Source organism: Limnobacter sp. (assembly GCF_036846585.1).
Lineage (GTDB): Bacteria > Pseudomonadota > Gammaproteobacteria > Burkholderiales > Burkholderiaceae_B > Limnobacter.
In genome coordinates this window covers 49,577-64,378 of sequence record NZ_DAIUBR010000010.1, presented here as the reverse complement: position 1 = coordinate 64,378, position 14,802 = coordinate 49,577, and the positions used below count along the sequence as shown (strand labels likewise).

The window sequence follows — 14,802 nt, the reverse complement described above, 5'->3', positions numbered from 1 at the left end:
TTAAGATACGGAAGAGATGTCTGTGGTGTTTGGGTTCTGACGGTGACAGCAGGAGTTGGGAAAGGGCGGGATTTCGGCCTTTGCGGACATTTGGACTAACAGGTAACACGTCTGAATTGTCGACGAAAGCCGACTTCGAATAATAGAGTGGCATTGTCCTTAACTCTCTCCTGCGGAATCGAATGCTAGGCTCACCGTTTATGGGCAGATAACCAGGGCTTATTTGTCATTCAGTTCATGCAATGCTTGGCAACCATTTGAAATATTTAAGTTAAAAATTTGATCCACGATGTTCGGATAAATGTATATCGCCGTTGTTGTTCGATAAATTTAGTTAGAACCGCTCTCGGGTTTATATGCTAATTGGAAGAGAAAAACATCAATGATTGACAAGACAATTACTAATCCTGGTTTCCACAAACAGTTCGATATTCGTCGATTCAATTCCGACGAGCAAAAAATATTGAAATCGCTCTCTCGGGGTTGGTATCTAACAAATTCTGGTGAAGAGCTGCGTGTCGCACAGTCAACGTACGATTACTTCCTCATGAAACCTACTCCGAAGACATCCGAGATGTTCAATATTGAGCGGGAAGTTTTATGCGTATTTAGTGACTATGACAATTTTGAGCCGAGATCACTAGATTTCTTTGAGCAGGTATACATGCGGTTACCGAAGATGCGGGCCGAAACGGTTTGCGCGGTTTTAATTAGCAGGGCTCCTGACGTTGAGGGCAAAGTGGAACGTCTTCTGAAGTCAGATCCAGAGCACCAGATCATCGTCCCGGTTAGCTATGTCGAGATGCTTGATGGTGATGCACTTTCAATTCTAGAGAATCGGTTCAGAAAGCATTTTTATTCTCGGGACCTATTCTCATTTTTGTCACCACTTAAGAAAGACACGTACTTCTTTGGCCGATCAAATCTTATCAACGAGATCGTCAATCGATTCCAATCCGGAGAGCACACAAGTCTCTTTGGCCTTAGAAAGAGCGGCAAGACGTCGATTGTATATGCAATTCAGCGCCGCCTGGAGTCGAGTGGAGACTGTGTTGTTGCATTGGACTGCGAAAGCCCTTCGGTCCATGGGCTGCGCTGGAACGAGTTGCTCGAACGACTTGTTAGGTTGTATCAAGATGCAAAAGGCTCAAAGGTAAAAATTGATACCTCGGGAAGGTACGACCTCAAATCCGCAGCGGATAGTTTCGAAGAAGACCTCTTAAAAATCTACAAATCAAAGAAGGCGGCTGGCGCAATTTTTATTTTAGATGAAATAGAAAGGATTACACCAAAAACAGGGGCTTCAATTCATTGGAGGGAAGGAGAGGACTTTATATATTTCTGGCAGACCATGCGTGGCTTTTACCAAAAGCATCCTACTGTATTTTGCTACATGCTGGTTGGAACCAATCCAAGCTGTATCGAGGCCCCATCACTGGTGGGGCACGACAACCCAATATATGCCTCAATTCCAAGCCAATACGTACCTCCATTTACGGTCGAGCAAGTTGGTCAAATGGTCACACGCCTCGGCGACTACATGGGTTTGAAGTTTGATGCGTTAATAGCAGCAAAATTAACAGAGGACTATGGCGGTCACCCGTTCCTGATCCGCCAAGCCTGTAGTCAAATCAACAAGTTAGTACCCACAGAGCGGCCTGTAGTTATCGACAAGGCGCTATACAATCGGTCCAAGACTTCGTTCAGAGCAAATTCTCAGGAATATCTAGAAATGATGATTCAGGTGCTGGCTGAGTGGTACCCGGACGAGTACGAAATGCTCTGCTTCCTAGCTCAGGGAGACATGGATAACTTCAATGCATTCGCGAATAACCATGCATCCTACACGCGGCATCTGATTGGATATGGGCTTATTCAAAGAGGGTCTTCTGGTTACTCTTTCAATCTTGAAGAAGCCTCCGAGTTGATTCGCAAGAAGCACCAAAATGAGAGGTTGAACTTGACCGATGATGAAAAGGTACAAGAAGTCTCCATTAGGCGAAACCGCTTAGAGAAGGGGCTCCGAATTCTTGTAAGAAACTCGTTAAAAATATCGATTGGTGCGAGCAAAGCAAAGGATGCTGTAATTGCCGGAGTTCCTGATGGAAGAAAATCCGTGCTGCAAAACCACGACTTATCTGTATTACTGGATCGAGATGCTTCTCCGCTATTCTTTCTCGAACTGATTAATGTAATTAAAAGGGAGTGGGCAATTTTCGAGAATATTTTTGGAAAGGATAAGACCAAATTGATCCTGATGTTTGAGGAAATTAACACCAAAGGGAGGGCAGATGCGCATGCAAAGCGCATCGAAGAAGATGATTTCCAGCAGTTACGACTTTATTTTAAGAAGCTTGAGTCAACACTTCAGGAATGGCTGTGAATCTCAGAATTTATGCAGACAGTTCTGACAATTCGCTGCAGCCGACGGCCCTCGCGGGTCGCGGCTGGGTGAAATGCTGAGGCTTAGCGATGCAAACGAACTTCATGTGTACAGCCTAACCAATTTAATGGCTGAGAAATACAGGTCTTTGCTGCAACAACCCCTGCAGCGACGAAACCGCTATCAAGACGTGTATGACTTGTATTTTTTAATCAACAAAGTACCGCCCGTGAGTATTCATGAACAGGCACATTTGTTGGAATACATACAAGTAACGTGCAAATCCAAAAGCATCATTGCTAAACGAGACAGCTTGAACAACCCGACGGTGCAGAGCATGGCGGGGGATGGCTACAAAACGCTGACAAATGACCTAAGCGAAAATCTGCCTGAATTTGACTTGGCTTACAGCACGGTGCTAGGGTTCTACGAAAACCTGCCATGGCAAGAACCTGAAAACTGAATACTCGGGGGTGTCCATCCCCCTTCCTCCACAGAAAAGCCCCGACATTTCTACCCCTTTAAACCTTTCCCGCATACTGCCGCCTGCTTCGCTTTTACCAGCACTCCATATGAACGCCCAAGCCCGCACATTTCAAGAAGATCACCTTCAACGCAAAGCGCAATCGCTGCAACTGGCCTACACGCGCGCGCTAAACAGCCACGATGGTTCTGCCCCACTTTACCTGCATCAGGAAATGGATTTTCTGGGACACTTTGAGCCAGACACCAAAGTAAGCCTGGCGATGGTGCCCGAGGTGATGCAGCAAGACCCTGTGGCAGGTGTGTTGCTAATGACCGCCCAACTGAATACGCAGCAAACGAACACCTTGGTCACTGCTGCTGAAAAGGGCACGCTGAACAGCGCCTTGCTTGGGCAGTTATTTGGCCCCAACAACCTGCCCGGCAACTTGGCCAACCTGATTGAGGCGGCTGCCAAAGCTCGCTTTACAGCAAAAATGAAAGGCGAGCTAAAAACCATGCTTGCAAGCGGCAAAGCACGCACTGTGAAATTGGGCAACGGCGTGGAATTAAAAGCTGTTGGGCTCAAAGGTCCGAACCAGTTTGGCAAACATGCTGATGTGCTTATCCGCATTCGACAAACCAATGCCAAACAAATTACCCTGCTTGAGAAAAACCAATTTCAAACGATCAGTAAAAACATGAGTACCAAATCGCTGGGGCCGGGCGCATTTAAATATGACAAGGTTCTCAGTTTGAGCCGACAAGCATCTGATGAAATGTGGGAATTACGCAGGCTTACTGGGTCGCCTTGGCTAAGCTCAGTGAAAGTTGGCGGGGTACTTAGCTTTGGGCCTACCTTTATTGATGATTTTTTTAACAACTACAACTACCACGCAAAACTTGATCAAAAATTTAACTATAAACAGTTTGCCGTGGACAGTGCCAAGAATCAAACTGGAAATATCGCCGGCGTAGTGGGTGGTATTGCGTTTACAAAACTAATGGTGATGACCCTTGGATTTGTTGGTGTTACTGTCGCGGGGGCACCGCTCATACTCATCGGGCTGGGTGCTGGCGCTTTAATTGCTGTTGGCTATAACCTGTCCAGTGCACCTAGTCATATTGAGAAAAAAGCAAAAGCTTTTTTCGGAGCGGATTAAGCATGATTAAATCCTATCTTCCCTTCAATGATTTTTTTACCTCTTCCTTTTGCCTTGCATTTTTTTATGCCTTCGGGGTTGTCATCCCGTTATCGTTTTTATTCGATTTTTCCACGCAGATAACACTCGCATTATTCGTGACCGTTATTTTTCTTGTGATTACGGGGGTGTATTACGTCGTGTTTGTTGCACAAGTCACTATGTCAAATACAGCCAAGCTTTCAATGCTTATTCTTCCAACGGCATGCCTAACAACCTTCCCTGAAGTTTTAGGCATGTTGCTGGATGCTCCGATTTTTCTGAGCAACGAATCCCGTTACTTCAACGCCTGGTATGCGCTTGCTGTCGCAGTTATCAGTTACACCTGGGCCTTGATTGACACAAACCTACAGTTCAAAAAAAACAGCACCAATATTCAAAATCCAATAGAACTGTGGACCATCAACATTTATCTAGCGGATCATTCGTTTGAGGAAAAGGATAAACAAAGAAGCCTAACTGCGTTGGTCACGACTTGGGTTTTAATTGGACTCGTCATGGCCTGTGCTTTTTTGTTGCCAACAATCACAACAGAACCGAATGACCTGAAGCTTTTATTGGCCAAGGTTGGGGCCATGATACCAACCGCTGCCTTGATTGGCATCCTCTTTATGTTCATGGGGCAATCGACCCGTGTAATGCAACTAGAGCGCAAAATTGGCAAGCCACTTACTTTTCGGAATTATCATTTGCGCCTGAAGTGGCGCCACGACTACGTGAAATACCACCTTCCCGCGCCCATCCGCAAACTCAACTTGCGCCTGTTCAACCAGCATGTGGAGGCGTATGAACGCCTCCAGAAACAAGTTAAATCTTCACGCACTTAATGCAATTAAACCCGGCGGTGACAGCTGCGCCGCCGGTGCCATCGCCATTCTGCGGCTTGTACTCTTCCTGATATTCCGTAAATGCGAAGGTGATCACTTCAAGGTCACCATCGTCGCCAGCGCCCAGCGAAATATCAATATCGCTGACAATCACGTCTTTGAAAGTAATGCGCAGGTACTCCAGCGGCAACAAGCCCGACTTTCTTTTGGTCAACACCATGGTGTCGTAAAGCTGGCCCACGCAAGTTTGCGCATGCAGCGTAGGGGAAGCCCGGTCAACACGTTTTTCAACGCGCAACCCCTTCACTTCGGCACGGCCTGCCGGGGCCAATACGCCACCGTTTGCCGCCACCGCCACATGCATACCCCAACGGGCAGTTAGCAGCTCCATTTCCCCTGCGTGCTTCAAGTCGACCGACTCGCCTTTCACATTGCCCAACTTCAAAAACAGATCTGCTGGCATGCCCTGCCACCTCCAAGAATTAGAACAGCCTGGAAGTGTAACTATTCAATTACAAAGGGTAGAACTGTTGGCTCTTTCCAAGCTTGGGGCACCTATTCAGGGTGATGCACTTGAACTTATTTCAGCAACTTCAAGTTATCTTGCATTCGCTTTTCCATCATCTTGCGCAAAGGTGTGTCCAACAATTCTTGTGCGGCATCAAAACCAGCGCGTACTTGCTCAAGGAATCGCTGTAAATGAAATTGCGCAGCCTCCCTGCTTTCAAACCCAAACAGCATTGAATCCTGCAACACAGTGTCTTTAGAAATACGTTTGTCATTTCGATCAATACCCAACGCCAAGTGAGTCGGCGTTGCATCAGGGTTCGGCACCACATCAAAAGCTGGCGACAGTCGCCACGCGCCCGCCTCGTGCTTATAGCAAGCCGCGTGGTTGCGCATGTGGTCGTCGTCATTGCCGCACACCGCGTTAAAAATCATGCGTTCGAACAATTCAATTTGGTCCTCAAGTGGTGCGCCAATCAAACGCAGTTGCCCGGCAAGACGCGGGTAGCTTGGTATGCCTGCAAAGCGGGCCTCCGCGGTTCCCGGGAATTCGGTTTGAAGCAAACTGGCTGCGCTTATACACAAGGTTCGTTGTGTTTTGAATCGATCAAAGCGAAGTACACGCACTGCAGCATGGGCAGCATGGGCAGCATGGGCAGCATTTTCTTCATGGTAGTGGGTGCTGGCAAAGCGCATGCCGCAGTGCCCACCCCAGCTTTGCGCAAAATGCTCCAACATCGGAATGTTGGCAGTGTCGCTCGGCACCAGTGGTTTGACCAACCAATTCTGTCCTTGTGTATCTTGCACCGTGGCCTTCGGCCTTGCGCCACCCAAGCTGGGTGTTTGCTTCAAACGGATACGCAACCGGGAATCAACCGCTGGCTTGCGTGCAGCCATGGCTTGTAGTTCTCGAACCACTGCAGCCAATTTCGGCAAGCGCGGCGTAGCAAGCGATACAATAGATGGCTTGGGTGTGGCGCCCACCGCCAATGCACCCCAGCGATCTGCGTTGCTGGCCACTTTCAGATAAGTAAGGGGCGATACATTACCGGGCAGACCATGCGTTTTTCTAAGCACTGCCTGCCCCCAGGAATCGGGACATGCATCGCGGAGAACATCATGCAAACCTTGATAGCGGCTTGCGGTATAAACCTCACCTGGCGTTGCTTTGCGAATCAGATTTACGGGGTCGATCACCCATGCATGCCCAGCCTCCTCAAAGCTGGGCGCATACTTGAAACGCCCAAGCAAACTGGCTTCATCAAACCAGTACGCGCCTACGGTAAGCCATTGCGCCGTGTCTGGCCGCTGCATGTACACGTAAAGCGGACGAAGCTTTGTTCTACTAGAAGTAGCCAAGTTCATCCCCCGATTCTGCACGTGTAGGGCGAACCCGTTTATTGGCTGCGGTTTGCCACAGGTCAGGATTGAGCACGGGCGTGGCCACGGAATTTAGACCCAGTGCAAACAGGGCGCCAAGGTAACTGCCCACACCCACACCGGGATCGCCCTTTTCCAGCCGTGCCACTGTAGGCACAGACACCCCAATTCTGGATGCAAGTTGCGCTGCGGTAAGCCGCAGTAGCATGCGCTGCGCCCGAATTGCGTGCCCCCACATTTGAATATGTTCTTGCACAACCACGGGTGTGGCTTCGCTGGGGAAGGATTTTTTTGGCATTTCAAATACCTCATAGATGTTTATTTATATCATATAAAACAATATCTATGAAAATAAAAAAAGCAGCCCGAAGACTGCTTTCTTTTACATCACTGCTTGTAAGTTAAGTGAGAGATCACTCCCAGTTCAACGCACCGCCAGTCTGGTACTCAGTCACACGGCGCTCGAAGAAGTTGGTTTCTTTCTTCAAGTCCATCATTTCGCTCATCCAGGGGAATGGATTGGTTGCGCCTTCGTACAAGGTGCCCAAGCCAATCTGGTTGGAACGGCGGTTGCAAATAAACTTCATGTATTCCATAAACTGGGCTGAATTCAGGCCCAGCACGCCGCGTGGCATGGTGTCTACGGCATACGCGTGTTCAAGTTCAACAGCCTTGCGGAACATGGCCTTGATCTCTTCCTTGAATTCGGGTGTCCACAGGTGTGGGTTTTCCAGTTTCACGGTGTTGATCAAATCGATACCGAATGTGCAGTGTGCCGATTCATCGCGCAAAATGTACTGGAACTGCTCGGCAGCGCCAATCATTTTGTTCTGGCGACCCAGCGCCAGAATTTGCACAAAGCCCACGTAGAAGAACATGCCTTCCATGACGCACGCAAAGGCGATCAGGCTTTTCAGCAGCGTTTGGTCCGCTTCCAGCGTGCCGGTTTTGAATGAAGGGTCCGTCAACACATCAATGAACGGCAGCAGGAAATCGTCTTTGGCCTTGATGCAGGAAATTTCGTTGTACGCGTTGAAGGTTTCCGCTTCAGGAATGCCCAGGCTTTCCACAATGTATTGGTAGGCGTGGGTGTGAATGGCTTCATCAAACGCCTGGCGCAACAAAAACTGGCGGCATTCAGGCGCTGTAATGTGGCGGTAAGTACCCAGCACAATGTTGTTGGCGGCCAGTGAATCGGCCGTGACAAAAAAGCCCAGGTTACGCTTCACGATCAAGCGCTCGTCTTCAGTCAAACCGTTGGGGTCTTTCCAAAGCGCAATGTCGCGATCCATGTTGATTTCTTGCGGCATCCAGTGGTTGGCGCACTGGCTCAGGTACTTTTCCCAAGCCCACTTGTACTTGAAGGGCACCAACTGGTTTACGTCGGTGGTGCCATTAATTACACGCTTGTCGGCTGCGTTCACGCGGCCGGCTTTGGCACCTTCAACAGCAGGCACCGGGCGGGCAGCTTGCTGGTACAAGCCTTGGCTGGCAGCCGGGTTGGCCACTGCTGGCGCTGCAAAGCCAGAAGCCACAGAACCCATGGCTGGGGCCGCGGACTTTGCAGCTGTTGCTGTTTTGCCCATGGCAGTATCAAATTCATCGTCCCAAGACAGCATATGTTTTAACTCCTTAACCAATACACTGTATAAAGTCACAGTGCCATTATGTTCATTTTTATTTATTTGGGCAAGTCTTGGTAACCTGCCCAAATCGCTGGTCTAACTTATTGACATCTCATTGGCACGCTTCGCATTCGTCGAAGCCTGCGTCGCCTGGGCGCATGGTGCACGCCTTGCCTTCAATTTCTTGCTCAGGCAGGTTGGGCACCAAGCCGGTGGCCGGGGCCGAAGTAAACGCAGCGGAAGCACCACCTTCAGCATTCACGGAATTCAGCTCGCCACCAGCCAGGGTTGATTTCTCGGCGTGTGTGGCACCAATGGTGCGCAGGTAGTAGGTTGTTTTCAAACCGCGAATCCAGGCCAGTTTGTACGTGTCGTCCAAACGCTTGCCGCTTACGCCAGACATATAAATGTTCAGGCTTTGGCCTTGGTCAATCCATTTCTGGCGACGGGCTGCGGCTTCAACCAACCAGCGTGGGTCCATCTCGAACGCAGTGGCGTACAGGCGCTTCAGCTCTTCCGGAATGCGGTCAATCTTCATGACCGAACCATCGAAATACTTCAGGTCGGAAATCATCACTTCGTCCCAAATGCCCAGGCGCTTCAAATCGCGTACCAGATGTTCGTTCACGATGGTGAATTCACCGGAAAGGTTCGACTTCACATACAGGTTCTGGAAGGTGGGCTCAATGGAAGCCGCCACACCAATGATGTTGGAAATGGTTGCCGTAGGCGCAATGGCCACGCAGTTGGAGTTGCGCATGCCGTGCTGCTTGATGCGTGCACGCAGTGCGTCCCAGTCCATGCGGCTGGACGTATCTACTTCCACGTAACCACCACGCTCTTCTTCCAGCAGCTTCAGTGAATCCAAAGGCATGATGCCCTTGTCCCACAGCGAACCCTTGAAGGTGCTGTAGGCACCACGCTCGGCTGCCAACTCTGTCGATGCTTCGTAAGCGTAGTAGCAAATGGCTTCCATGCTTTCATCAGCAAATTCAACTGCATCGCGTGAAGCATAGGGCTTGCGCATCATGTGCAATGCATCTTGAAAGCCCATCATGCCCATGCCCACTGGGCGGTGGCGCAGGTTTGAATTGCGTGCCTTGGCCACAGCGTAGTAGTTGATGTCGATCACGTTGTCCAGCATGCGCATGGCCACGCCCACAGTTTTCTGCAGCTTGTCGTGGTCCAGCACCAGCTCGCCGTTGTCGGCGGGTTTCAGGTGGCGCGTCAGGTTCACAGAACCCAGGTTACACACTGCAATTTCGTTCTCGTTGGTGTTCAGTGTAATTTCTGTACACAGGTTCGACGAGTGAACCACGCCCACGTGTTGCTGGGGGCTGCGAATGTTGCAGGGGTCTTTGAACGTAATCCAGGGGTGGCCGGTTTCAAACAGCATGGAAAGAATTTTGCGCCACAGCTTGGCCGCTTCCACGGTTTTGAACAATTTCAAATCGCCACGCGCGGCTTTCTCTTCGTAACCCACATAGGCTTTCTCGAAGGCTTTGCCGTACAGGTCGTGCAGGTCGGGCGCATCAGAAGGGCTGAACAAGGTCCAGTTGCCACCTTCCATCACGCGCTTCATGAACAGGTCGGGAATCCAGTTCGCGGTATTCATGTCGTGCGTGCGGCGGCGGTCGTCGCCGGTGTTCTTGCGCAGCTCCAGGAATTCTTCGATGTCCAGGTGCCATGTTTCCAGGTAGGCACACACCGCGCCTTTGCGTTTGCCACCCTGGTTCACGGCCACGGCCGTGTCGTTCACCACTTTCAAAAATGGCACCACACCTTGTGATTTGCCGTTGGTGCCCTTGATGTGGCTGCCCAGTGCGCGCACGGGGGTCCAGTCGTTGCCCAGGCCACCCGCAAATTTGGAAAGCAATGCGTTTTCCTTGATGCCTTCGTAGATGTCGTCCAGATCGTCGCCAATGGTGGTGAGGTAGCAGGAAGACAACTGCGAACGAATGGTGCCGCTGTTGAACAGGGTTGGTGTAGAGCTCATGAAGTCGAATGTCGACAACACTTCATAGAATTCAATGGCGCGTGCTTCGCGGTCCACTTCATTCAGGGCCAGGCCCATGGCCACGCGCATGTAAAACGCCTGTGGCATTTCAATGCGGGCGCCTTCCACGTGCAGGAAATAACGGTCGTACAAAGTTTGCAGGCCGAGGTAATCAAACTGCAAGTCGCGTTCGTATTTCAGGGCTGCGCCCAACTTCTTCATGTCGAACTGGGCCAGGCGGTTGTCGAGCAAACCAGCGGCAATGCCCTTCTTGATGAACTGGGGGAAATATTCCGGGTACACCTGCGCCATTTCATCTTGCGCAATTTCACGGCCAATAATTTCACGGCGAATGGTGTGCAGCAACAGGCGGGAAGTGACCAGTGTGTAGCTGGGCTCGTTCTCGATCATGGCGCGTGAGGCCAAAACTGCCGACTTGAACACTTCGTCGATTTTCACGCCGTCATACAGGTTCTTCAGGGTTTCTTTCTGAAGGTGAGCAACGTCAATTTCATTCAAGCCAACGGCCGCGCTTTCGATCAGCGCTTTCAGCGCTTCTACATCGAGTGGGCGCTTGATGTCGCCGTCCATCACGTTCAGGGCATGCTGCTCGGCCTGCTCAACTTGTTTGGCAGCGCGTTCTTGTGCGCGGCGCTCGCGATACAACACGTAAGCGCGGGCCACTTCGGCTTCGCCAGAACGCATCAAGGCCAGTTCAACCTGGTCTTGAATGTCTTCAATGTGGAAAATGCCACCGGAGGGCTGGCGACGCACCAGTGCGTTCACTACGCTACCGGTCATCTGCTCAACCAGTTCGCGAATGCGGGCAGAAGCAGCACCTTGGCCACCGTTCACGGCCAGGAATGCCTTTGTCATGGCCACAGCAATTTTGCTGGGCTCGAAACCCACCACGGCACCATTTCGGCGAATAATTTTGTAGTTTGAATACGCGCTGTCGACCACGGGCGCTGCACCGGCAGGCTTGGAAGTGGACAAGGGCGCATCAGTTGCCAAACTGGTCGCCAAATCTGAGGTTCCATGGCTGGTTAGCATGCATCTTTCTCCTGGAATAAGCTTGTTCTTGAGGGTTTGTTTTTGTAGTGGGGTATAACCGGAAACCACTATATCTTGTGTTTTGTATGTGGCTTGGAACTAATTGTAGTGGTCGAAACACGATTTGGCAAACACTTTCTTATCCCGGACTTGTGCACAGGCTTATCCCCTGTGAACAAGTTGTGGACAAGGTTTGTATAACCGCAGCGCACCAAAAAAACGGCGCCTGATTTACTGTTCAAGCGCCGCTGATTTGAAGTTCGTAGGTATTTGATTTGCGTAGACCTTTCCAGTCGAAGAAGGGTCCGGGGTCGGTTTTTCGGGTGGGTGCTATTTCACTGTGCGCCATGGCATATTTCAGTGGATAACGTGCTTGCAACTCCAAAGCCAGACGCTTCAGGCTGGTGTACTGTTCCACCCTGAATGGGGTGTAAACGTCGCCCAACAATTCAATGCCGATTGAAAAATGATTGAAGTTGCAACGGTCCATGGCGGCAGAAATTCCTGCATGCCAGGCGCGTTTTTCGCACGACACAAATTGGGTAACTGAACCATCGCGGTCAATCAGGAAATGGGCGGAAACATGCAGGCCGATCAACTCGGCATAGGCGGGGTGCGAATGGCAATCCAGCCGGTTCAAAAACAGGTCTGTCACCGTTGAAGCACTGCGCCCCCGCTCGGGCAGGCTGATGCAGTGAATCACCAGGGTGTCGACCACCGTGCCCATGGGGCGGGCATCCTGATTGGGGCTTTGCAGGCGATGTACCCAGTCTTCTTCAATCCAGCCTTCATCCAACCACATGGCAACCCCTTCCAGTGCGAATGCACTTATGAATGCACGGATTAATGCACCTTCTCGCCCGCCGATTTGGCATGCTCCATGCCGCAATAAAAACGGCCCTGCATCATCACGCCTTCCGACATCGGGCTGTATGCACCGCAGTGCTGGCAAGGCAGTATCTCTTCCTGCGTTTTACGGCCAATATTGCCTTTTTGTTTAGCGTCAACCGACGGTTTTTCATCCAGTTGCTTGCGCTGCCAGCTTTTGAAAAGAATCCAGCCCACCAGCGCCAGACCCAGAAAAAACAGAATACGACCCATCAACCCGCCCTTTTCAAAATAAATTCCAGCACAAACTGGGTACCAAAATAAGCCAGCACCAACACGGCATAGCTGCCCAGGCACCAACGCAAAGCCACCTTGCCGCGCCAACCAAACACCACACGCCCGCCCAACAACACAGCGAATGAACACCATGAAATGATGGCAAACAGGGTTTTGTGATCAAACCGCCAACTGGTGCCGCTCCATTCTTCAGAAAACAAAAAACCGGTAATCAAGGTAAGCGACAGCAGCACGAAGCCTGCCCACAGCTGCCGAAACAGAATTGTTTCCATGGTGATCAGCGAGGGCAGTTGATCCAGCAGGCATTCCCGCAGCATGCGGTTTTCCTGTGTGCTGGCCACGGGCTGGTGCAGGGCTTTTTCTTGATACGCCATAACGATACCGTGCACCGCCGCAATGCCCAGCAAACTGTATGCAGCCAAGGCAATTAGCAGATGCAGCTGGAACAGATGGTCGCCCGCCATGCGAATGGTGGGATCATCGCCCATCCACAGGGGCAACACGAACACCACCGCGCACAAGGGAAACACAATCAGTTCCAGCAAGGGAACGCGGTTGAAGAAACTTTCCACAAAGGCCATTAGAGAGGCCAGCCAGGCCACACACATCAAGCCAATCACAAAACCGAAGTGCATGCCATCGGCTTGAAACAACAGAGTACCCAGCAGGTAGCCCGACACAATCAAGGCCAAGGCCACCAGCGCACGGTTCCACCCTGCGGGTGCAGACCATTTGCCGAAAACGTTCAGCGCCGCCAATCCACCAGAGGCGGACAGCAGGGGCACTGCGAGCGCGTACAATATTGTGTTGTTCATACCAACCAGTTTACTCGATTCAAAGCACGAGTCAGGGGCACCACACGATGTTTGAAAACCTCTCCGATCGCCTAAGCCGCGTTGTCAAAAATATCAAAGGCGAGGCCCGAATTACCGAGGCCAACACACAGGAAATGCTGCGCGAAGTTCGCCTTGCGCTTCTTGAGGCGGATGTGGCCCTGCCTGTGGTGAAGGAATTCATCAATCAGGTGAAAGAACAGGCGCTGGGCGAGGAAGTGTTGAACAGCCTGACCCCTGGCCAGGCCTTGGTGGGCATTGTTCACAAGCAGCTGATCAAGCTGATTGGCGAGAAAACCGAGGAAATCAACCTGGCGGCCCAGCCCCCGGTGGTGATTTTGATGGCGGGCTTGCAAGGTGCAGGTAAAACAACCACCACCGGTAAATTGGCCAAGTACCTGAAAGACAATCTGAAAAAGAAAGTACTAACGGTTTCTGCCGACGTGTACCGCCCTGCAGCGATCGAGCAGCTGAAAACCGTGAGCGCGCAAGCAGGCGCTGAATTTTTTCCTTCTGACATTACCCAAAAGCCAGTGGACATTGCGCTGGCTGCGCTGAACCACGCCAAACGCCAGTTCTTTGATGTGCTTATTCTGGACACGGCAGGCCGCTTGGGCATTGACGAAGTCATGATGAACGAAATCAAGGCCTTGCATGCGGCAGTGAACCCCACTGAAACCCTGTTCGTGATTGATGCCATGCTGGGCCAGGACGCCGCCAACACAGCGAAGGCGTTTAACGAGGCCCTGCCCCTGACCGGCGTGGTACTGACCAAGATGGACGGCGATGCGCGCGGTGGCGCCGCTCTTTCTGTTCGCCAAATTACGGGCAAACCCATCAAGTTCATGGGTGTGGGCGAAAAGCTGACCGGATTCGAGAAGTTTCACCCCGACCGCGTGGCAGGCCGAATTCTGGGCATGGGCGACATTGTTTCCTTGGTGGAAGAAGCCAAAAAAGGCATTGACCAGCAGGAAGCAGAAAAACTGGCCAAAAAACTGAAAAGCGGCAAAGCATTCGACTTGAACGACTTTCTGGCGCAAATCAGCCAAATGCGCAACATGGGCGGCCTGCAAGGTTTGATGGAAAAACTGCCCAGCCAGTTGATGAAAGGTGCCGGCGATGTAGACGCCACCGCCGCAGAAAAACAGATGAAGCGCACCGAAGCCATTATTTTTTCAATGACAATTCAAGAGCGCACCAAGCCAGATCTGCTGAAAGCATCGCGCAAACGCCGCATTGCCGCGGGTGCGGGTGTGCAGGTTCAGGAAGTGAACCGCTTGCTCAAGCAATTCGAGCAAATGCGCGACATGATGAAGAGCATGCAAAAAGGCGGGCTGGCCAAGATGATGAAAAAAATGGGCAGCATGGGTGGTGCTGGTGGCAAAGGCGGATTTCCGGGCATGTAATCG

General features: G+C 51.2%; 13 protein-coding genes. 5 read left to right on the top strand and 8 right to left on the bottom strand.

Annotation, left to right across the window (positions count from 1 at the left end):
* Positions 1-382: 382 nt before the first annotated feature.
* The 4 genes from V7028_RS06700 (at position 383) to V7028_RS06685 (ending at position 4,874) form a co-directional block, all read left to right on the top strand.
* Complete coding sequence (locus V7028_RS06700; protein ID WP_334119315.1) at positions 383-2,383, top strand: ATP-binding protein; 2,001 nt, start codon at positions 383-385, stop codon at positions 2,381-2,383.
* A 73-nt stretch (positions 2,384-2,456) separates the two neighbouring features.
* Positions 2,457-2,846 carry a nucleotidyl transferase AbiEii/AbiGii toxin family protein gene (locus V7028_RS06695; protein ID WP_334119314.1) on the top strand — a complete coding sequence of 130 codons (390 nt, stop codon included), beginning with the start codon at positions 2,457-2,459 and terminating at the stop codon, positions 2,844-2,846.
* Between the two features lie 235 nt (positions 2,847-3,081).
* Positions 3,082-4,008, top strand: a complete 927-nt coding sequence (locus tag V7028_RS06690; protein WP_334119313.1) for a hypothetical protein — start codon at positions 3,082-3,084, stop codon at positions 4,006-4,008.
* 2 nt (positions 4,009-4,010) lie between these two features.
* Positions 4,011-4,874 carry a hypothetical protein gene (locus V7028_RS06685; protein ID WP_334119312.1) on the top strand — a complete coding sequence of 288 codons (864 nt, stop codon included), beginning with the start codon at positions 4,011-4,013 and terminating at the stop codon, positions 4,872-4,874.
* On the opposite strand, the gene V7028_RS06680 is transcribed toward V7028_RS06685, so the two are convergent.
* The 8 genes from V7028_RS06680 to V7028_RS06645 form a co-directional block, all read right to left on the bottom strand.
* Entirely contained in the window at positions 4,855-5,337 is a 483-nt protein-coding gene (locus V7028_RS06680; RefSeq protein ID WP_334119311.1) for an Hcp family type VI secretion system effector, read from the bottom strand. The genes V7028_RS06685 and V7028_RS06680 overlap by 20 nt on opposite strands.
* Before the next feature lie 116 nt (positions 5,338-5,453).
* The gene (locus V7028_RS06675) at positions 5,454-6,740 is read right to left on the bottom strand and encodes a type II toxin-antitoxin system HipA family toxin (protein WP_334119310.1); all 1,287 of its coding nucleotides are present in this window, start codon (positions 6,738-6,740) and stop codon (positions 5,454-5,456) included.
* Positions 6,727-7,059: a helix-turn-helix domain-containing protein gene (locus V7028_RS06670; RefSeq protein ID WP_334119309.1), complete on the bottom strand. Its 333-nt coding sequence runs from the start codon at positions 7,057-7,059 to the stop codon at positions 6,727-6,729. Before V7028_RS06670 ends, V7028_RS06675 begins: the two co-directional genes overlap by 14 nt.
* Positions 7,060-7,174: 115 nt before the next feature.
* Positions 7,175-8,380: a ribonucleotide-diphosphate reductase subunit beta gene (locus tag V7028_RS06665; protein ID WP_334119308.1), complete on the bottom strand. Its 1,206-nt coding sequence runs from the start codon at positions 8,378-8,380 to the stop codon at positions 7,175-7,177.
* 118 nt (positions 8,381-8,498) lie between these two features.
* Positions 8,499-11,435, bottom strand: coding sequence for a ribonucleoside-diphosphate reductase subunit alpha (locus V7028_RS06660; RefSeq protein WP_334119307.1), 2,937 nt, complete (start codon positions 11,433-11,435; stop codon positions 8,499-8,501).
* A 238-nt stretch (positions 11,436-11,673) separates the two neighbouring features.
* Positions 11,674-12,237: a 1,6-anhydro-N-acetylmuramyl-L-alanine amidase AmpD gene (gene ampD / locus V7028_RS06655; protein ID WP_334119306.1), complete on the bottom strand. Its 564-nt coding sequence runs from the start codon at positions 12,235-12,237 to the stop codon at positions 11,674-11,676.
* A gap of 41 nt (positions 12,238-12,278) precedes the next feature.
* Positions 12,279-12,536: a PP0621 family protein gene (locus V7028_RS06650; RefSeq protein WP_334119305.1), complete on the bottom strand. Its 258-nt coding sequence runs from the start codon at positions 12,534-12,536 to the stop codon at positions 12,279-12,281.
* Positions 12,536-13,375, bottom strand: coding sequence for a cytochrome C assembly family protein (locus tag V7028_RS06645; protein ID WP_334119304.1), 840 nt, complete (start codon positions 13,373-13,375; stop codon positions 12,536-12,538). The genes V7028_RS06650 and V7028_RS06645 overlap by 1 nt, the downstream gene beginning before the upstream one ends.
* Positions 13,376-13,422: 47 nt before the next feature.
* On the opposite strand from V7028_RS06645, the gene ffh reads away from it, so the two are divergent.
* Positions 13,423-14,799, top strand: a complete 1,377-nt coding sequence (gene ffh, locus V7028_RS06640) for a signal recognition particle protein (protein WP_334119303.1) — start codon at positions 13,423-13,425, stop codon at positions 14,797-14,799.
* Positions 14,800-14,802 lie beyond the last annotated feature (3 nt).